The sequence below is a fragment of the Arcicella rosea genome (assembly GCF_014204325.1).
Lineage (GTDB): Bacteria > Bacteroidota > Bacteroidia > Cytophagales > Spirosomataceae > Arcicella > Arcicella rosea_A.
In genome coordinates, this window is the sequence record NZ_JACHKT010000027.1 from 36495 (window position 1) to 55755 (window position 19261).

Below are 19261 nucleotides of genomic sequence, written 5' to 3' on the forward strand. Positions count from 1 at the left end.
TCGGGCTTTGTTATTTCCTATATTATTTTAATCGTTGTGAAGATTCTCTGACAATTAACTGGGTTTTCAAAATTTGAATTTCAGGTTTAAAAGTACCTGCAGTATCTTCTATTTCATTAATCAACAAAGCTGTTGCATTTCTTCCAATATCCAAAGTAGGCTGTGCAACACTAGACAAAGTTGGTGTAATAACAGTACAAATTGGCTCGTCATTAAAACTTACCACAGCTACTTCCTCGGGGATTTTGATATTTCTTGCTTTTAATGCAGAGATTGCACCAACAGCTAAACGGTCGCTTACAACAATTAGTCCGTCTGGTCTATTTTCAAGATTCAATAAATGGTGTGTAATTTCTACTGCTTTTGACAGAGCATACTCTCCGTGAACAATCAGTGATTCTTCAATTAAGATTCCATGATCTTTTAAAGCATTTCCGTAACCTTCCAATCTTTGATTACTCACCGTAACACTTTGTGGACCAGCTAAAAAAGCAATTCTTTTACAACCATTATCAATTAAATGTTTGGTGGCTTCATAAGCAGCACCCACATTATCAACCATTACTTTAGAAACATCAAGTTCCTCAGCATCTCTATCAAAAAAAACGAGAGGAATACCTTTTCGCTGTAGCCGTTTCAGATGGTCTAAATCTACCGTTTCTTGAGAAAGTGAAACAACAAAACCTTCTACTTGACCTCTTGATAAATTTTGGACATTGATTAATTCTCGTTCGTACAACTCACTGGTTTGGGTTAACAATAAACTATAACCACGAGCAAATGCTTCTTCTTCAATTCCTTTAATAACTGATGCAAAAAAATGGTAGGCCAAATCTGGCACAATTACACCAATCGTCTTTGTTCTACTCTTCACCAAACTTGTTGCCAAAATGTTTGGTTGATAGTCCCACTCCTTTGCTAATTGTAAAACGGCCTGACGAGTTTCTGGTTTTATTTCTGGCATGTCACGCAAAGCACGAGAAATTGTTGCCACTGAAACATTCAAATGGCGAGCTAAATCTTTAATCGTTACTTGATGTGCCATAAATTTATTTATCCTTTCAGGGTTACTTTTGCTCTTGTACAAACACCTCCGATAGGTGGATTAAATTTGGATACTGAAACTTCTATTAATTCTACTTTTGGATAGCGATTCCGAACACTTTTGATAATCAGCTGAGCAATGTGTTCTAATAATTTTGCTTTTATTTTCATCACACCAGAAATGATTTCATACACATCTCCATAATTTACCGTATCGCTAAGTTTATCATTTTCAGCAGCTTCAGAGAAATCAGTTGTAATAGCAATATCTATTTGGTAACGATTTCCAATTTTTTGTTCTTCAGCATATACTCCGTGATATGCAAAAAACTCAATGCCTTCAAGGGCAATTATTCCCATTGTTTTTATTTCAGAATACTTTCTAACTATTCTATTTAATTTCAAAAATCTATAAATCATCAAAAAAAGAACCGCCACCGTTTGAGATTCCACTTGAATTATCTTTTCCAAATTCTTCCATGACTGATGAAACCGTTGGGAGTCCATCATCTTTGCCTGGTTTTCTTGGTTTTACTTTTATGGTTCTCATTTCTCTTACCAATTCGTCTGCTTTGGCATTAAAAACAACTTGTTCTTGCTTTTCTAATATTTTATGTACTTCTGGCAATTCTTCGTTTTCATCATCAAAACCATTGGCAGGTTCAAAAAGAATTTCTGTTTCATTTTTAGATTCTTCACTTTTAGCGAATAAAGGTGCATTTTCTACAAAAACTTCTTCTTTAACTGGAATTGTTGGTGTTTGTTTTGCTGGTTCTTCTAAAACCGTAACTTTTACTTCGTTTGGAGGCAAAATAGTAGAAACGGATTTCTCAACAACATTTTCAATTTTCTGAAACGTAGTTCTTGTACTTAAATTATCTTCAAATTTGGCAACTTTTTCTAAAGTATCATTAGCAAAGCGTTTGAGTTCAACAACCAAAAACTCTTTGTATTTTTCCATTGCTTTGAAGTCACGTTCATAATTTTTCAAATCATTTACGGCTTCCTCAACCAAGAATTTAGCTTTGTTTTCTGCATCCGAAACAATCATTTTAGCACTTTTACGAGCTTCATTCAATATTTCTTCCGCTTCTATTCTAGCATTTTCTTTTAGTTGTTCTACTTCACTTTGAGCTTTGATATTAATTTGGTCTTGAGCTTCCTCAGCAGCTTTCAGTGTTTTGAAGAGACTATTTTCAATCTCTTTCATTCTAACAATTTCACGTTCAGCTACTTCTAGTTTTTGTTTTGATTGACGCATGTCATCACCAACACGTTCCCATTCTTGCGAAAGCGAAAGTAAAAAAGCTTCAACTGATTCTGTATCGTAACCTCTAAAGCTTTTATCAAAAGTATGTTTTTTTATTTCTAATGGAGTAATTCTCATTTTCTTAATTGTTTAATTTGGTCGCAAAATGCTTGGCTTCTAAAAAAGACTCATTCTAGCTTTTCAATCCCCAAACAGCAATTTGCTTGTCGTCGGAGGCAGAAATCAACTGATTCTCGTAAGTACTCCAAAAAAGTTTATTTACCGATGTTCCATGTCCAGCATGTCTGGCTCTATCAATTACTTTCAATAATTTAAAAGTATTGGCATCCCAAATCTTGATGGATTTATCCATACTACAAGTTGCAAAAAAATCACCAGTTGGGTGGTAGGTAATATGGTTAATCGCAAAAAGATGTGCTACTATATTCTCTTTTAATTGATAATTTAAAGAAACATCCCAAACCTTTAAATGGGCATCTCTACCTGTTGTCAGTAAATATTTTTTATCTGGTGAATAACAAACGGAAAAGATTGAATTTGAATGTTCATTTATCACTAATTTCAATGAAAAATCCTGTAAATCAAAGATTTTTACAGAAAAATCACTGTATCCTACTGCAAATTCATTTGTCTTTTCATTTATATCAATACTTCTAACACTTTTTTCAGAAGCTTTTATATGCTTTTTAACGCTAAAAGTATCCACATCCATTACAACGATAATGCCATCTGACAAACCTACTAAAGCAATGTTTTCGTGTATTTTTATATCGAATATGGAAGCTGAAGTAATTTTTAAAGATTTAATTTCTTTTTTAAGTACAACATCAATAAGATGAATTCCGTCAAAATTTTGTCCTACCCAAAGCTGATTTCGCTGTTTATCCAAACAAATTGCATAAACAGAGGCAGGAACTTGTGCGATTAATTCTCCTAAATCTGGCTTTTGCAAATTCCATCTTACCACAAGTCCATCGCCACCTGCTGAAAAAAACTGAGTAGCATCTGCACTAGCTTCAAGTGTATAAACACAGTCACGATGACCAGAAAATGTATCTATTCTATCAACTTGCATAAGTAGCGTTTAAAATTTTAAATCTTTATTTAAGCAAAAATAGTTTATTTTGCGTCCAATGACAACAATCAAAGGTGTTCAAGCTCTTCAAGAGTTTGTATTGCTTTGAATTACAGGATAGTTAAATGGCAATAATTTTTTGTAAAAATATTTCTGAAAAAAGTATCTTAACTCTTTGGAAAATTGAGGAGACAGTATCATTCTATTTGGAGTATCTTGGTATTAATGAAAAAGACTTGATTAGTCTTTCAAATGTGAGCCATCCCACCAAACAGTTAGAATGGCTAGCCAGTAGAACTTGTGCAAAACACACAATGAATTTGTTTGATTTAAACTATCATGGCATTGGTAAAGATTCATTTAAAAACCCGTATCTGATTAATAATCACACCGCCTACATTTCGTTAACACATACCAATGAGTATGCTGCTGTGGTAATTAGTTTAGACGAAGAAGTAGGAATTGATTTAGAAAGAATCTCTGATAAATTAAGTAGAGTTGCACACAAGTTTTTGAGAACATCTGAACTTGAGCATTCAGAAAATGACTTGTTGAATCTTTGTATATACTGGTGTGCCAAAGAAAGTTTATATAAATGGTATGGTAAAAAGAATTTATCCTTCAAAGAAAATATTTATATCGAGCCATTTGAAGAAAAGCCAAGTAGATTAAGAGGCGAAATATTTATTGAAGACAAACTGAAAACCGAACACGAGCTTTTCGTGATTTACTTTGATGATTATGTTTTGACAGTTACTTAAAGAATGATTAATTGTGAATTGTGAATTTGTTGCTAAAAACCTGTATTTGAGCAACAAATTTTTACTTCATCATCTCTTTCAGAGCTTTTTCGATTTCTTGTACTTTATCGTCATCCCCTACTTTTTCAAAAGCTAAAGTCAGATTTCTGAGTACTCGTCTGATAATATCCAAATTGCTACAAGGCTGATAAAAAATATCATTTTGAGCTATATTTAACTGAGAAATATAATTATCGATATCCACTCTACTAAAAACTAATCCTCTATTAAAAACATTGACATAAAATTGCATTTGTTCAGATTTATAAGTCAAAATAAACAAATTAGGAAGATTTACTCCCCAAACAGGCAATTTCAGTTTTTGGGCAATCAATAAATAAATCACACATAGTGAAATAGGATTTCCCTTTTTTGATTCCATCACTACATTCAGCATTGAATTAGAAGCTGAGTGAAAATGTTTGGTATTAGCCCCAAATTTTAACTTTCCAAAAATCACAGAATTCAACGTTTTGATTTGATCCATCGGGTGCATATTATCTCGAATTTCTAACCAAACTTCATAATAAATCTGTTGTAAATCTTGGCGAAGTTTTTCGATAGAAAGCTCAGGATATTGATAAGTAGCAATTGCCCACATACCTTCTAATAAATCTTCTGCACCATTTTCTTTCCAAGTAACTAATCTTGAAAAAAAGGCTTCATATTGTAAATCATGAATCAAATCTTCAATTTTTTTCTGGGTATAAGGACTCAAAGAGGATTCCTCCCAACGGTCTTCTAAAAATGGAATTACCGTCCCACCCAAAGATCTAATTTTATTTTCTACAAGATTTAATACTTCGTTATCATCGTCCTCTAGTAAGGAAACTAAAGCCTTAATTTCTGATTGCTTCATATTGTCACGTTTAAATTGATTAAAAATACCATTTCTTATTGAAAAGTGCAAATTTGTATCTTAGGTTCTTTTTTAATGCTAATTCATATTGAAAAAGCAATTATATATTTTTTGTTTTAGAATGGCTTTATGCTAAATTTGTTTTTCACAACCTCATGCTTATTATCAATTGGTGCAGAATATTTTGTACAAGCGATAATAACTTGACTTAACTCTTCCTTTTTTCTGGATTCACTTAAAATATGAAAATTTTAGTAACAGGTGGTGCAGGCTTTATTGGGTCTCACACAGTAGTTGAACTTCACAATGCTGGATACGAAACAGTCCTCGTTGACAATTTTTCAAACTCTGAAAAAAGTGCTATCACTGGCATAGAAACTATCATCGGACAATCAGTTACTTTGTATGAAGGAGATATTTCTGAGGCAGCTACATGGGATACGCTTTTCACAGAACAAAAAATTGATGGTATTATTCACTTTGCTGCCAATAAAGCAGTTGGTGAATCAGTAGTAAACCCTTTGAAATATTATAAAAACAATATTTCAGCAACAGTATTGATGCTTCAAAAAATGTTGGAATATGGTGTACAAAACTTGGTTTTTTCTTCATCATGTACAGTTTATGGACAACCAGACACTCTACCAGTAACAGAAAACTCAGCAGTACAGCCAGCAATGTCTCCTTACGGAAACACTAAACAAGTTTGTGAGGAAATCATTAAAGATACTGTGAATAGCGAAAAGGACTTTCATGCTATTTCATTGAGATATTTTAATCCAATTGGTGCTCATGAAAGTGTATTGATTGGCGAATTGCCACTCGGTGTGCCAGCCAATTTAGTTCCTTTCCTTACACAAAGTGTCGCAGGATTGAGAGGATCATTAGCAGTATTTGGTGATGATTACCCAACACCAGATGGAACCGCTGTTCGTGACTATATTCACGTAGTTGATTTAGCAAAAGCACACGTTTCGGCACTCGATTTATTGTTGAAACAAGGCGAAGGACAATATTATGATTTCTTCAATATTGGAACAGGAACAGGTAGTTCGGTTCTGGATGTAATTAACGCTTTTGAAGCTGCAACTGGGCTAAAAGTTGATTACACGATTAAACCAAGACGTGATGGCGATGTTGTAGCTGTATATGCAGATTGTACAAAATCTAACGAAATCTTAGGTTGGAAAACGGAAAAAACCTTAACAGATGCCTTAGGCGACGCTTGGAACTGGCAGAAAAAGTTAATTGAAAAATAAGGAATTAGCCATTTACTTACAAAATACTTGTTTATGAAGAAACTATTAATCACTGGCGGAGCAGGATTCATTGGCTCACATGTTGTCAGACTATTTGTTACGAAATACCCCGATTATCAAATTTTCAATTTGGATAAATTGACTTATGCTGGTAATTTGGAGAATTTGAGAGACATTGAAAATCAACCTAATTATACTTTTGTAAAAGGTGATATTGTTGATGCTAGTTTCATCGACGCTTTATTTGCTGAACATCAGTTTGATGGGGTTATTCACTTAGCTGCTGAATCTCATGTTGATCGTTCTATTTCTGAACCAATGGCTTTTGTCATGACCAATGTTGTAGGTACTTGTAATTTGTTGAACGCTGCTAAAAATACTTGGAAGGCATCTGGTTATGAAGGTAAGCGTTTTTATCATGTTTCTACGGATGAAGTGTATGGAGAATTACATAATCCAGAAGATTTCTTTACAGAAACAACTCCTTATGACCCTCGTTCTCCTTATTCTGCTTCAAAGGCTTCTTCTGACCACTTTGTAAGAGCTTATGGTAATACTTATAAATTGCCAGTTGTGATTACGAATTGCTCTAATAACTACGGACCAAATCATTTCCCTGAGAAATTATTGCCATTAATGATTCACAATATCTTGAACAACAAACCTCTTCCTGTTTATGGAAAAGGTGAAAATGTAAGAGATTGGTTATTTGTTGTTGACCATGCTAGAGCCATTGATACAGTTTTTCATGAAGGAGTACTGGGAGAAACTTATAATATTGGTGGCTTCAACGAATGGAAAAATATTGACATCGTTAAATTAGTTTGTAAAACGATGGACAGCAAACTTGGAAGACCAGAAGGTACTTCAGAGCAATTAATCACTTATGTAACTGACCGTGCTGGACATGATTTGAGATACGCTATCGACGCTACAAAAATTATGAACGAATTAGGCTGGAAACCATCTTTACAATTTGAAGAAGGGCTTGAAAAAACAGTAGATTGGTTTTTGAACAACCAAGAATGGCTTGATAATGTTACTTCGGGAAATTATCAAAAGTATTACGATTCAATGTACACAAACCGATAGAAATGAGAATTAAAAGTTTTTCATATAAGGAAGATTCTTGGGAAATCAAAGACCTTAATCTTGAAGCAATTAATTTATTAGTTGGTCAGAATGGTACTGGTAAATCAAGAACTATTTCTAAAATTGATAGATTCGTTAAGATACTTACTCAGCAAGAAAAAAGGTTTGAATCAGAAGAATGGTCAATTGAGTTTATGACCATTGAAAATGAAATCTTACGTTATGAATTAAAAACATTAAAGACTAAGAATGAAGTTGTTAAAGAGATATTATTTTACAATAATGATATTATATTAGAAAGAAAAAGAGGAGAATCAACATTTAAGATTAGGAAAGATTCGAAATCTAAATGGGATACATATTCTCCACCATCCCAGAAATTAGCAATTTATTCTATAAATGATATTCTTAAATACCCTCAAACTGCACAGATTCTAAATTGGGCCGAAAACTCATATGGCTTTGAATTTAGTTTTGCGACTAAATTTGCCTTCCTAAGAGGGGAGTTTTTAAATGTTACTGGAGATATTCCTGACTTGTTTGATTTACTATCAAAAAAACAAAGGAATACTGTCATCGAAAATCTAAATGTTATTGGATTTAAAATTGATGATATTGAGGTTAAAAATCTACCATCATCTGATAAAAACTTTTTATTGATTAATGAAAAAGACTTAAAGTACTTAATTTATCATGATGACTTATCACAGGGGATGTCTCGGGCTCTATCTTTAATTATTTATATTGAGTATTTGATAAGTCGTAAAAACCCTGCGACAATAGTTATTGATGACTTTGGAGAAGGTCTAGATTACATTAGAGCAAAAGAACTTGGAAAGCTTGCTTTTCAAAGATGTTTAAAAAAGAATGTTCAGCTCATTGCAACAACAAATGATAGTTTTTTAATTGATGTCATCAAAATTGACTATTTGAATATCTTAAAAAGAGATGGTAAAATTGTAACATCATTCAATAAAACTAACAATCCAAAATTATTTCAAGAGTTTAAATATACTGGTCTTTCTAACTTTGATTTCTTCTCATCTGATTACATTGATAGCCATCTATGAAAAAAGTAGCAATATTTGTTGAAGGACATTCAGAGTTGATTTTTGTAAGAGAATACTTATTAAAGAAGTTTGAATATCAAAATATTGATTTAGAATGTAGAACACTTTTTAGTGATAATAAATTATTAAAGACTGACTATGATGTTCCCAATACTGATGCAACTCATCATTTTCAAATTATAAATGTGGGCAGTGATTCAACTGTGATTACAAGAATTCTTAAAAGAGAACATCTACTTTGGAACGCTGGATATGATAGGATTGTTGGGCTACGTGATATGTACTCAGATGAATATAAAGAAGCAATGGGGCAACCTCGTGAAATAAAACCATTGATAAATGAAAAATTTATCAATGGTTTTAATCAAACTATAAAAACGAGAGCAATCAAACCTAACAATATTTACTTTTGCTTTGCAATCATGGAATTAGAAGCATGGTTATTAGGTATTCCTAAACTCTGGAAAAATAAAGGTATAACCAGAGCTATAATTCTTGAAAAATTAAATATCGACTTCTTTAATACCGACCCAGAGACTATCTTCCTCCATCCTACGGAAATTATAAAAAGTATTTTAGCCTTAATTGGTGAACAATATGATAAACATGGGCATGAGGTAAATTCTTTTTTAAGCTACATTCAAAAGGAGGATTTTGAAGATTTAGAAAATAGTCAAAAATGTAATTCATTCAAATGCTTTGCAAAAGCTATAAATTAAAAATACAATGAAAGGAATTATTTTAGCAGGTGGTTCGGGGACTCGTCTTCATCCATTAACCTTGGCAGTAAGTAAACAATTAATGCCTGTTTACGATAAACCGATGATTTACTATCCACTTTCAATTCTGATGTTGGCGGGTATTAAAGAAATCTTAATTATTTCAACTCCTCACGATTTACCACATTTCAAAAAGCTTTTGGGAGATGGTTCACAAGTGGGTTGTAGATTTGAATATGCAGAACAACCTTTACCAAACGGATTAGCTCAGGCTTTTGTAATTGGAGAAGAGTTTATCGGTGATGATAAAGTAGCCTTAGTTTTAGGAGATAATATTTTCTACGGAAGTGGATTAAGTAAATTACTTCAATCTAATAATGACCCAGAAGGTGGTGTAGTATATGCCTACCAAGTTCATGACCCAGAAAGATATGGCGTAGTAGAATTCGATGATGATTTCAATGTACTTTCTATTGAAGAAAAGCCTTTGAAGCCAAAATCAAATTATGCAGTTCCAGGTTTGTATTTTTATGATAACTCAGTGGTTGAAATTGCTAAAAATATCGCACCTTCACCAAGAGGAGAATATGAAATTACGGACGTAAACAAAGAGTACTTGAAACAAGGAAAATTGAAAGTTGGTGTATTGAACAGAGGAACTGCTTGGTTAGATACTGGAACTTTTGTTTCGTTAATGCAAGCAGGACAATTTGTACAAGTCATCGAAGAAAGACAAGGATTAAAAGTAGGTTGTATTGAAGAAGTAGCTTATAGAATGGGATTCATTGACGAAGAACAACTCAGAAAAGTAGCGGAACCACTAGTTAAAAGTGGTTATGGGAAATATCTTTTGGGGTTGCTGAAATAAAAATAAGAAAAGCCATTTTGGAGTAACATCTAAAATGGCTTTTCTTTTAAAAGATAAAACCCAATATTAAGCCTCCCAAGAAAATAAAAAAGCTTGGAATCTTGGTAAATTGTAAAATTAAAAATGTAGCAATTACGGTTATCAAACCAACAATATCTACTTGTTTTACCATAGGAACAATAAAAGTAATGGCAGCCGCCAAAGTCAATCCGATTGAAGTAGCATTTATTCCGTCCAAAGAGGCTCTAATTCCTCTGTATTGTTTTAATTGTCCCCAGATTCTGTAAACAAAAAATATCAAAAAAGTACCCGGCAAAAAAATACCAGCCGCTCCAACTGCACTTCCTAATAATTGTTCCCACCAAGTGCCTTCTTTCATTACTAAAGTTCCTAAATAAGAAGTAAATGCAAAAACTGGTCCGGGCAAAGCTTGGGAAAGTGCCATCCCAGTTAAAAAATCATCCGCTCTTACTAATTCTTTAAATTCTACAAATTCAGTATAAAGAATTGGTGCAAGTACTTGTCCTCCGCCAAAAACTAAACTTCCATTTCGATAAAAATTTTCAAATAATCGAATAGGTTCATAATCTGTGAAATGACCTAGCACCGCTAAAAACAATAGAAAAATCCAAAACAAATTAAAATTAGCCCAAGGAATAACCATCTTATGTTTTGTTTGATGGGGATAGTCTTTGTAGTTGAATGCTGTAAATGTTCCTCCAATTATCAATGAAATAGGAAAAACCCATGGCGATTGAAAATAAAATGCAAAGCCAGCAGCAAGTATCATTAAAATTATTCCAGAAACATTTTTAATGACTTTATTACCTAAAACAAAACCCGCATGAATAATGAAGGCTACTCCTATTGGCTGTATAAACCTAATAATATCTCGATTTTTAAGATAGGTCATCCCGAAAGCAGCAGCAGTCATAATTGTTACTGCAGGAGTAATCCATACAAGTAATGTTAAATATGCTAAATTTGGTCCACCAATTTTATAACCTAAAGCTGTAATCGTTTGAGTTGAAGTTGGGCCAGGAAGGAATCCACATAAAGCTTGAAGTTCAAGCAATTCTGCTTCTGTGAGATAATTTCTTTTCTTTACAAAACGGTCAATAAACATTGCCAAATGTACTTGTGGCCCCCCAAAAGAAGTACAAGCAAGAATCAGAACGTCTTGGAGAAAGATAAGTCTTCTGATTTTTTTCATTTGGAGTATAAATAGCTTTTGTAAATTAAAAAATAAATCCATGAGATATTCTATAATCTCATGGATTCTAAATAAATAATAAAATTACTTCTTCAAGCCTAATTCAATTAGTCTTTCATTTAAAAACTCACCTGCTGTCATATCAACATACATTTTTGGATGATTGGCATCAACACAAGATTCCAAACAAGTCAAATTCATTTCTGAACGTGGGTGCATAAAGAAAGGAATTGAAAAACGTGAAGTACCAAGCTTTTCTTTGGGTGGATTTACCACACGATGAATCGTTGATTTCAACTTATGGTTTGTAAGCCTATCTAACATATCACCCACATTTACCACAACATAATCTGGCAAAGAAGTAATCGGAATCCAAACCCCATCAGCTCTTAAAACTTCTAGCCCCTCCGCTGAAGCCCCCATCAATAAAGTAATCAAATTAATATCTCCATGAGCTGCGGCTCTCACTGCTCCTTCAGGTAATGCTTCTGGATTAAGAATTGGGAAATAATGAATGGCTCTTAAAATAGAATTTCCATGCTTTACTTTCTCTTCAAAATAATCTTCTGGTAATTCTAAATATAAAGCAATTGCTTTTAATAAAGTTTTACCCGCAGTTTCTAAGGTTTTGTAGGTATGAAGTGTATATTGTTCAAAATCTGGTTGTTCTTTTGGAAAAACATTATCTGGATATTCTTCCCAAATTGGGTCGCCATCATTAACTTTGGGCTGACCAACGTGATAAAATTCTTTTAAATCTGGTACTTTAAAACCTTTTGCAGTTTCTTTCCCTTTTGTGATGTAACCTCTTTGTCCTGCAATTCCTTCGATGGCATATTGCAATTTTAATTCATCTGGAGAAAAGAAAAACTGCTGAACATTATCATAAAGCTTTTCTGTATCATCATTGGTTAAACCATGATTTTTAATGGCTACAAAACCAATATTATTAAAAGCAGCTCCTAAATCTTGTACAAATTTTTCTTTAAGTGTTGGATTACCCGAAAGAAAATCTGCTAAATCAAGTGATGGAATTGTGTCGAGAAGTGTTTCAGAATTCATATTAGTAAATGTTATTTATCAAATTTCACAATGGTTTTAAAAATGATAAACGTTTTCAAGCTTTCAAATTTGGTTCTGTACACAAAGTATGTACAGAACCAATTATATTATTTTGTGATGTTTTCAAAATTCTTTGAAACTGCATCCCAATTTACAACATTCCAAAATGCAGTAATATAATCTGCACGTTTGTTTTGATATTTTAAGTAGTATGCGTGTTCCCAAACATCTAATCCTAATATTGGAGTACCTTTCTTCTCGGCTACATCCATCAAAGGATTATCTTGATTAGGCGTTGAAGTAATGACTAGCTTTTTATCTTGAACAATTAACCAAGCCCATCCCGAACCAAAACGAGTAGTTCCTGCTTTTGCAAATTCTTCTTTGAATTTATCAAATGAACCAAAAGCTTTGTTGATTTCTTCCAACAGTTCTCCTTTAGGAGTACCTCCGCCTTTAGGTGACATTACATTCCAGAAAAAAGTATGATTCCAATGACCGCCAGCATTATTTCTGATAGCTGCTGGTGCTTTTCCAGCTTCTTTCAGAATATCCCACAAAGTTAGTTTTTCATAAGGAGTTCCAACAATTGCTTTATTAAGGTTATCTACATACGCCTTGTGATGACGACCATGATGAATTTCCATCGTCAATTTATCAATACTTGGCTCTAAGCTTTCAGGAGCATAAGGCAAAGCAGCTAATGAAAAAGGAGCTGACTCTAAAACAACTTCATCCAAAGTAAGCTTTGGTAATTTATCATTATAACTTCTTCTTAATGAAAAACTAAATGAATTTAAACCAGACAATGCAAAAGCTGATGCTAAAGTTGTCTTTAAGAAATTTTTACGGTTCATTGGAGATTTTGTTTGAAATGTTAATGAAATCTAATTTCCCTTTTTTAATAATGCTGAATTATTATCAGGAGTAATTCGATTCGGTTCTTTTGGAGAAATAATTACTAAATGATGATAAGTATCTGTCGGTGGTTGCACAACTGGCATTTTTGACATTTGTGCTAAATCAGGTTTTACAATAATTAAGTTATCAATATTTTCTACTGATTTTTTAATTTCTGATAAACCAATCGGCTTTTGGGGAAATTTTTTGATGTTGTTCTTCTGCTGATAGGAAAGTAAATAATCTTTCATCATAGGAGATAACAACGATGAAGCAGATGAATCTGGTTGAGCTTTTAATAAAATTTGGCTTTTAACAAGCGTTGGAATGATAGCTAAAAGCAGAATAATTGAGATTTTTTTCATGACTAACAGGTTTTACAAATTTTATCATTAAGGTTTACTCATATACAATTCTGCTTACTATACTTCTACCAAGTGTAATCTCATCTGCATACTCTAAATCTCCACCAATTGGTATCCCTCTGGCAATTGTAGTAATTTTTACATTAAGCGGTTTAAGTCTCTTTGTAAGATAGAACGCCGTAGTGTCTCCTTCCATTGTAGGACTAAGCCCTAAAATAATTTCTTTTATTGCAGAATCACTATTTTGTTTCTCTGCGATACGATTAAGTAAAGAATCAATATTCAAATCTCCTGGACCAATTCCTTCTAATGGTGAAATGATTCCTCCTAAAACATGATAGAGTCCACGGAACTGAGAAGTGTTTTCAATTGCTAGTACATCTCTGGTATCCTCAACTACACAAAGTACAGATTCATCTCTTTTCGGATTTGTACAAATTCCACATAAAATATCATCTGAAATATTATGACATTGGCGACAATACTGTGTTTTTGTTCTCATAGCCGTTAAGGCTTCAGACAGATTAAGTGTCTGCTTTTCATCTCTTTTTAATAGATGTAAAGCCATTCTCAATGCTGTCTTTTTTCCAATACCTGGTAATTTAGAGATTTCTTCAACAGCATTTTCTATGAGTTTGGATGGATAATTCAAGAGTTTGGGGAATGTTGATTATGAAGTAATTGAAAAATTAAACTGAAAAGAAGCACTTATTGAACCTCGGCTGCAATTCCACGACGACAAATATCATTTCTCATCGGAGCGAGTTCTTCGAAAGTACCTTTTTTTACAGCACATTTACCCTTGAAATGAATTAATAATGTACATTGTTCTGCTTGTTCAGCCGAATGTCCACAAACATCTATCAGTGTTTCAATCACAAACTCAAATGTATTTACTTCGTCATTAAACACAATGAGATCGCATTGATCTACGCCAACAACTTCTTCTAATACATCAACTTCTTCTTCGAATTGTTCAAATGGTCGCATTTGTAAAAATATTTATCTTTTAAAATGATAGCAAATTTAACAAAAAATATCAAATTTGATGTTCACAAAACTGAATACCAAAAATTTATGACTACAGGATTAGCTTTCGGGATTTTAGCCGTTTACTTTCTAATGCTTATAATTGTTGCTCATTATACTTCTAAAGGAGCCGACACTAATACTTTTTTTACAGCAAATAAACAATCTCCTTGGTGGCTTGTAGCTTTCGGTATGATTGGAACGTCAATTTCTGGGGTTACGTTCATTTCAGTGCCGGGTGATGTTGGTAAAGTATCGCTTTCATATTATCAAATTATATTAGGCAATTTAGTCGGTTATTTTGTAATTGCAACGGTTTTACTTCCTTTATATTACCGGCTGAATTTAATTTCTATTTATACGTATTTAGATAAACGATTAGGGAAGATGTCCTATAAGACTGGTTCTTCTTTTTTCTTGTTAGCACGAACTTTGGGGTCGGCCGCCCGCTTATTCTTGGCTGTTCAAGTACTTCAATTAGCGATTTTTGATGCTTGGAACATTCCTTTTTGGATTTCAGCTTTGGTGACTATTGCACTCATTTGGGTTTACACTTATCGTGGTGGCGTAAAAACAATTATCGTTACAGATACTCTACAGACATTCTTCCTCTTAACAGCATTGGTATTAACAATTTTCTTGATTGCCAACAAACTAGATTTAGGTGTTGGCGGATTAATTTCTACCATTCAAGAAAGTAAATACTCCAAAATGTTTTTCTTTGATGATTTCTCTTACAAACATCATTTCAGCAAAGATTTTATCGCAGGTATATTTATTGCTATTGTAATGACTGGACTGGACCAAGATTTAATGCAAAAAAACCTTACTTGTAAAAACATCGGCGAAGCACAAAAGAATATGTTTTGGTTTTGCTGTACTTTCGCTGTAACTACTTTGCTATTTGTTTGTTTGGGAGCTTTACTTTATATCTATGCCGACAAAATTGGTTTCCCAATTCCAGAAAGAACAGATTTATTATATCCAAAATTAGCTTTAGGTGGAGAATTTGGTGTTTTGGCTGCTGTTACTTTCTTATTAGGCATTACAGCTGCTACTTATGCAAGTTCTGATTCTGCTTTAACAGCACTGACTACTGCTTTTTGTATTGACTTTATGCACATTGAGAAATATGAGGAAAAACAAAGAAACAATATCAAGCATTATACTCATATTGGTTTCTCTGCTCTTTTCTTTATTATCATTTTGATATTCAATGCAATAAGTAGTCAATCAATTATTTCAACGGTATTCAATATTGCTGGTTATACTTATGGACCACTTTTAGGTTTATTTTCTTTTGGTCTTTTCACTAAAATGCCAATTAAAGACAAACTTGTACCTTATGTTTGTGTCGCCGCTCCTATCCTAACTTATGTAATCGACGTAAATTCAAAGGAATGGCTAAATGGTTATCAGTTCGGATTCGAAAAATTACTGGTGAATGGAGCAATTACTTTTATCGGGTTACTCATAATTAAAACAAAATAAAATTCTTGGTCTTCACAAAAAAGGGATGTCAACATTTGATTGACATCCCTTTTTTTATAGATTATAATGAGAACGAACAACGCCCGTATAACCTTGTTGTGAAAGCCAAGCCGTTTTTTCGTTCGCTAACTCTTTTGAATAATATTCCCCAAATAGTAATCTGTACAACTTGCCATTTTCTTTAAGAGCAACTTGTATAAAAATCTCTTCTTTGGGTATTCCCATTTTTAGCAACTCATCATACAAATCTCTTATAAATCCTAAATTTGACAATGCCGTAACCTGAACTGCATAACCTTTTGGAAATTTCTCAATCCCATCAATATCATAGGTTCTTTCTGGCGAAAATGGAACATTTGAGGAAACCGATTTTATTTGTATGTTATCGTAACTTTTAATATTATCCCTTGAGAACACCTCTCTCCTCTCAGGCATAATACTTTCAGCAATTCTCTCTGAAGGTCTTTTGTAAACATTTGAAGTCAGGGTACTAGTACTTAGCGAAATTACTTCAATGCGAACTCTAGCTTTTCCACTTGCCATCATACCAAGCCTTGATGCAGCCTCTCTTGATAGATTAATAATCTTGTCTTCCTTTTCACATTCACAATAATCATTAACCCTTACCTCCACAGAATGATTATTTTCTAAATTAGTAACCTTTAGATAAGTATTCAAAGGATACCTTGAATGAGAGGCGGTTAATTGTGTATCGTCATATTTCTCGCCAAAAGAGGTATATTTACCCTTGAGATTGGCTGCATAATAACGGGCAATCCCTTCTTCGGCAAAGCTTTTTGTGGGGATTTCTTTAATGATTGAGGCAAAAGACATAACTTTTACCAATAAAAATAGGGTTGAGTAAGCGATGATCTTTTTCACAGCGTTTTTTATTTTATAAATTTAAAGCTAACTATACACTACTTAAAAATCTTAATTAAGTACAATTTTTACATTGTATAGTAAAAAAATTATACTTATATCTTATAAAATCAGGCAATCATGTGAAATTAATGACTTTTTAGTATTATTTCGTACTATTTTAACAATTTCAACGCCATTTTTTTAGTCTATTTTTAAAAAATTGTACTGCTAAGTACTTTATAATTAATTTTTTAACCATTTTGATATACAAATATGATTTCAAAAACAATTCAAGGACAGCAAAGGATTATTATCGAAAATCTAAGCCCTCAGCTTGATGCTGGACGCTTTGCTGTAAAAGCATTTGTCGGCGATACCATAAAAGTTGAAGCCGATATTTTCTTAGATGGACATGATCAACTTGCTGCAAGATTACGCTATAAGTTTTCAACAGATGAAACTTGGACAGAGAAAAAAATGACTTTTGTGAATAATGACCGCTACGAAACTTCTTTTGAAGTTTCAAAAAATGGTTTTTATACTTATACTATTGAGGCATGGGTTGACCACGCTGCAACTTGGGAGCATGAAATTGATATGAAAATCAAGGATGGTCAACAAGTGAATGTAGAGCTTTTGATGGGTGCTAACATTCTTGATAAAATGTCTAAAATAGCGTCAAAGGAAGATAAAACTGAATTAAAAGCTACAGCTAAAATTTTCAGAGATAACAATACTTATAATGAAGCCATCGCATTTACGCATAGTGAAAAAATGCACAACTGGATTGAACAATATCCAGATAAACAGTTTACCACTACTCATAAAGAATTAAAGCTTTGGGTTGATAGAGAAAAAGCAGCGTTTTCATCTTGGTACTCAATGTTCCCTCGTTCGGCCTCCTCAAAAAAAGGACAACATGGGACATTTAAAGATGTTGAAGAAAATGTACTTCCACGTTTAAAATCTTTAGGTTTTGATGTTTTATACATCCCACCAATCCATCCAATTGGGACACAGTTTAGAAAAGGTAAAAATAATAGTACAACTTATTTAGAAGGCGAACCGGGAGTTCCTTATGCCATTGGCTCTGAATTAGGTGGACATACTGATATTTTACCAGAACTCGGAACTTTAGATGATTTAAAACATTTGATAGCTACTTGTCAGGATATGGGAATTGAATTAGCAATGGATTTAGCCATTCAATGCTCTCCAGATCATCCTTGGGCAAAAGAACATCCCGAATGGTTTAAAATCCGTCCTGATGGAACGATTCAATACGCAGAAAATCCTCCGAAAAAGTACCAAGACATTTACCCAATCAATTTTGAGTCTGAAAATTGGCAAGGACTTTGGGAGGAATTGAAAACTGTAATTATGACTTGGGCTGAATGGGGTGTGAGAATCATCCGAGTTGATAACCCACACACTAAAGCTTTTGGCTTTTGGGAATGGATCATTGCCGAAGTACAAGCTGTTTATCCTGATATGATTTTCTTGGCTGAGGCATTTACAAAGCCAAAAGTAATGGCTCAATTAGCAAAATTGGGTTATACACATTCATATACTTATTACACTTGGCGAAATACAAAAGCTGAATTAATAGGTTACATGAATGAATTAACTAAAACTGAACAAGCTTTATACATGCGTCCAAACTTCTGGGCAAATACGCATGATATTCTTCCTTGGTGCTTACAAACTGGTCTTGAACCAATGTTTATCATTCGTTATTTCATGGCGGCTACGCTTTCGGCCAATTATGGAATTTTCGGGCCAGTTTACGAATACATGTTTAACGAAGGAAATCCGAACAAAGAAGAATATAAAAATTCTGAAAAATACGAAATCAAATATTGGGATTGGCAAATGGAAAACAAACTAACCCATGTTATCCGTAAAACCAACGAAGCAAGAATTGAAAACTCTGCTTTGCAAAGAACAAATAATATTACTTTCTGTGATATTCAGAATGACCAAGTATTGGCTTATTTGAAAACGCATCCGAACGGAAATAAGATTTTATCAGTCGTAAATCTTGACCCATACAATCGTCAAGGAGGAAATGTGAGAATTCCATTGAATCTTATTCATAAACACCCTGACCAAGAGTATATCGTTCATGATTTGATTACTGGTGCGAAGTACGTTTGGCGTGGCGAATACAATTTTATTGATTTAGACCCGCACATTATGCCAATGCACTTATTTAGAATTGAAGATATTTAGAAAAACTAAAGAGCTTTTCTCCAGAAATGAGAAAAGCTCTTTTAAAATC

At 33.2% G+C, this 19261-nt stretch carries 20 protein-coding genes; 8 read left to right on the forward strand and 12 right to left on the reverse strand.

Translation table 11 applies throughout. The features are described 5' to 3' along the window. Positions 1-22 precede the first annotated feature (22 nt). The 4 genes from HNP25_RS16270 to HNP25_RS16285 are packed head-to-tail and all read right to left on the reverse strand — an operon-like array spanning position 23 to position 3389. Entirely contained in the window at positions 23-1045 is a 1023-nt protein-coding gene (locus HNP25_RS16270; protein WP_184135811.1) for a LacI family DNA-binding transcriptional regulator, read from the reverse strand. A gap of 8 nt (positions 1046-1053) precedes the next feature. Next, entirely contained in the window at positions 1054-1404 is a 351-nt protein-coding gene (gene folB / locus HNP25_RS16275; RefSeq protein ID WP_184135812.1) for a dihydroneopterin aldolase, read from the reverse strand. Between the two features lie 49 nt (positions 1405-1453). Further along, positions 1454-2431, reverse strand: a complete 978-nt coding sequence (locus tag HNP25_RS16280; protein WP_184135814.1) for a DivIVA domain-containing protein — start codon at positions 2429-2431, stop codon at positions 1454-1456. 55 nt (positions 2432-2486) lie between these two features. Next, positions 2487-3389 (reverse strand): WD40 repeat domain-containing protein, encoded by a 903-nt coding sequence (locus tag HNP25_RS16285; protein ID WP_184135815.1) that lies wholly within the window; start codon positions 3387-3389, stop codon positions 2487-2489. 125 nt (positions 3390-3514) lie between these two features. Here HNP25_RS16285 and HNP25_RS16290 point away from each other — a divergent pair, with 125 nt between their 5' ends. Continuing rightward, on the forward strand, positions 3515-4150 hold the full coding sequence (locus HNP25_RS16290; protein ID WP_184135817.1) for a 4'-phosphopantetheinyl transferase family protein: 636 nt from the start codon (positions 3515-3517) through the stop codon (positions 4148-4150). Between the two features lie 61 nt (positions 4151-4211). On the opposite strand, the gene HNP25_RS16295 is transcribed toward HNP25_RS16290, so the two are convergent. Continuing rightward, positions 4212-5048, reverse strand: a complete 837-nt coding sequence (locus HNP25_RS16295) for a transglutaminase-like domain-containing protein (RefSeq protein WP_184135819.1) — start codon at positions 5046-5048, stop codon at positions 4212-4214. A gap of 242 nt (positions 5049-5290) precedes the next feature. Between HNP25_RS16295 and galE the strand changes: the two genes are divergently transcribed. From galE to rfbA, 5 genes are read left to right on the forward strand one after another with little or no spacing between them, the layout of a single operon-like run. Next, positions 5291-6307, forward strand: a complete 1017-nt coding sequence (gene galE / locus HNP25_RS16300) for a UDP-glucose 4-epimerase GalE (RefSeq protein ID WP_184135820.1) — start codon at positions 5291-5293, stop codon at positions 6305-6307. Between the two features lie 33 nt (positions 6308-6340). Further along, complete coding sequence (rfbB, locus tag HNP25_RS16305; RefSeq protein WP_184135822.1) at positions 6341-7399, forward strand: dTDP-glucose 4,6-dehydratase; 1059 nt, start codon at positions 6341-6343, stop codon at positions 7397-7399. Between the two features lie 2 nt (positions 7400-7401). Beyond that, positions 7402-8469: an AAA family ATPase gene (locus HNP25_RS16310; protein ID WP_184135824.1), complete on the forward strand. Its 1068-nt coding sequence runs from the start codon at positions 7402-7404 to the stop codon at positions 8467-8469. After that, a complete protein-coding gene (locus HNP25_RS16315; RefSeq protein WP_184135825.1) occupies positions 8466-9188 on the forward strand; it encodes a DUF4276 family protein in 723 nt (240 codons plus the stop codon). The genes HNP25_RS16310 and HNP25_RS16315 overlap by 4 nt, the downstream gene beginning before the upstream one ends. Positions 9189-9195: 7 nt before the next feature. After that, on the forward strand, positions 9196-10056 hold the full coding sequence (rfbA, locus tag HNP25_RS16320) for a glucose-1-phosphate thymidylyltransferase RfbA (RefSeq protein WP_184135827.1): 861 nt from the start codon (positions 9196-9198) through the stop codon (positions 10054-10056). A gap of 46 nt (positions 10057-10102) precedes the next feature. Here the strand turns inward: rfbA and chrA are convergent, their stop codons facing one another. The 6 genes from chrA to HNP25_RS16350 form a co-directional block, all read right to left on the reverse strand. Continuing rightward, positions 10103-11269 carry a chromate efflux transporter gene (gene chrA, locus HNP25_RS16325; RefSeq protein WP_184135829.1) on the reverse strand — a complete coding sequence of 389 codons (1167 nt, stop codon included), beginning with the start codon at positions 11267-11269 and terminating at the stop codon, positions 10103-10105. Positions 11270-11353: 84 nt separating this feature from the next. Beyond that, positions 11354-12331, reverse strand: coding sequence for an isopenicillin N synthase family dioxygenase (locus tag HNP25_RS16330; RefSeq protein ID WP_184135832.1), 978 nt, complete (start codon positions 12329-12331; stop codon positions 11354-11356). 107 nt (positions 12332-12438) lie between these two features. After that, positions 12439-13188 (reverse strand): superoxide dismutase, encoded by a 750-nt coding sequence (locus HNP25_RS16335; RefSeq protein ID WP_184135834.1) that lies wholly within the window; start codon positions 13186-13188, stop codon positions 12439-12441. 30 nt (positions 13189-13218) lie between these two features. Then, entirely contained in the window at positions 13219-13596 is a 378-nt protein-coding gene (locus HNP25_RS16340; protein ID WP_184135836.1) for a hypothetical protein, read from the reverse strand. A 34-nt stretch (positions 13597-13630) separates the two neighbouring features. Next, entirely contained in the window at positions 13631-14248 is a 618-nt protein-coding gene (recR, locus tag HNP25_RS16345) for a recombination mediator RecR (protein WP_184135837.1), read from the reverse strand. Between the two features lie 56 nt (positions 14249-14304). After that, positions 14305-14586, reverse strand: coding sequence for an ATP-dependent Clp protease adaptor ClpS (locus tag HNP25_RS16350; RefSeq protein WP_184135839.1), 282 nt, complete (start codon positions 14584-14586; stop codon positions 14305-14307). An 87-nt stretch (positions 14587-14673) separates the two neighbouring features. On the opposite strand from HNP25_RS16350, the gene HNP25_RS16355 reads away from it, so the two are divergent. Beyond that, complete coding sequence (locus HNP25_RS16355; protein WP_184135841.1) at positions 14674-16116, forward strand: sodium:solute symporter; 1443 nt, start codon at positions 14674-14676, stop codon at positions 16114-16116. 54 nt (positions 16117-16170) lie between these two features. Here HNP25_RS16355 and HNP25_RS16360 read toward each other — a convergent pair whose 3' ends face one another. Then, positions 16171-16998 carry a septal ring lytic transglycosylase RlpA family protein gene (locus HNP25_RS16360; RefSeq protein WP_184135843.1) on the reverse strand — a complete coding sequence of 276 codons (828 nt, stop codon included), beginning with the start codon at positions 16996-16998 and terminating at the stop codon, positions 16171-16173. Between the two features lie 255 nt (positions 16999-17253). Between HNP25_RS16360 and HNP25_RS16365 the strand changes: the two genes are divergently transcribed. Continuing rightward, the gene (locus HNP25_RS16365; protein ID WP_184135844.1) at positions 17254-19212 is read left to right on the forward strand and encodes an alpha-1,4-glucan--maltose-1-phosphate maltosyltransferase; all 1959 of its coding nucleotides are present in this window, start codon (positions 17254-17256) and stop codon (positions 19210-19212) included. Positions 19213-19261: the final 49 nt, after the last annotated feature.

Coding starts and splice junctions, on each gene's coding strand:
- HNP25_RS16270 (WP_184135811.1), bottom strand. CDS start 1,045: ATGGCACATCAAGTAACGATTAAAGATTTAGCTCGCCATTTGAATGTT.
- folB (WP_184135812.1), bottom strand. CDS start 1,404: ATGGGAATAATTGCCCTTGAAGGCATTGAGTTTTTTGCATATCACGGA.
- HNP25_RS16280 (WP_184135814.1), bottom strand. CDS start 2,431: ATGAGAATTACTCCATTAGAAATAAAAAAACATACTTTTGATAAAAGC.
- HNP25_RS16285 (WP_184135815.1), bottom strand. CDS start 3,389: ATGCAAGTTGATAGAATAGATACATTTTCTGGTCATCGTGACTGTGTT.
- HNP25_RS16290 (WP_184135817.1), top strand. CDS start 3,515: ATGGCAATAATTTTTTGTAAAAATATTTCTGAAAAAAGTATCTTAACT.
- HNP25_RS16295 (WP_184135819.1), bottom strand. CDS start 5,048: ATGAAGCAATCAGAAATTAAGGCTTTAGTTTCCTTACTAGAGGACGAT.
- galE (WP_184135820.1), top strand. CDS start 5,291: ATGAAAATTTTAGTAACAGGTGGTGCAGGCTTTATTGGGTCTCACACA.
- rfbB (WP_184135822.1), top strand. CDS start 6,341: ATGAAGAAACTATTAATCACTGGCGGAGCAGGATTCATTGGCTCACAT.
- HNP25_RS16310 (WP_184135824.1), top strand. CDS start 7,402: ATGAGAATTAAAAGTTTTTCATATAAGGAAGATTCTTGGGAAATCAAA.
- HNP25_RS16315 (WP_184135825.1), top strand. CDS start 8,466: ATGAAAAAAGTAGCAATATTTGTTGAAGGACATTCAGAGTTGATTTTT.
- rfbA (WP_184135827.1), top strand. CDS start 9,196: ATGAAAGGAATTATTTTAGCAGGTGGTTCGGGGACTCGTCTTCATCCA.
- chrA (WP_184135829.1), bottom strand. CDS start 11,269: ATGAAAAAAATCAGAAGACTTATCTTTCTCCAAGACGTTCTGATTCTT.
- HNP25_RS16330 (WP_184135832.1), bottom strand. CDS start 12,331: ATGAATTCTGAAACACTTCTCGACACAATTCCATCACTTGATTTAGCA.
- HNP25_RS16335 (WP_184135834.1), bottom strand. CDS start 13,188: ATGAACCGTAAAAATTTCTTAAAGACAACTTTAGCATCAGCTTTTGCA.
- HNP25_RS16340 (WP_184135836.1), bottom strand. CDS start 13,596: ATGAAAAAAATCTCAATTATTCTGCTTTTAGCTATCATTCCAACGCTT.
- HNP25_RS16350 (WP_184135839.1), bottom strand. CDS start 14,586: ATGCGACCATTTGAACAATTCGAAGAAGAAGTTGATGTATTAGAAGAA.
- HNP25_RS16355 (WP_184135841.1), top strand. CDS start 14,674: ATGACTACAGGATTAGCTTTCGGGATTTTAGCCGTTTACTTTCTAATG.
- HNP25_RS16365 (WP_184135844.1), top strand. CDS start 17,254: ATGATTTCAAAAACAATTCAAGGACAGCAAAGGATTATTATCGAAAAT.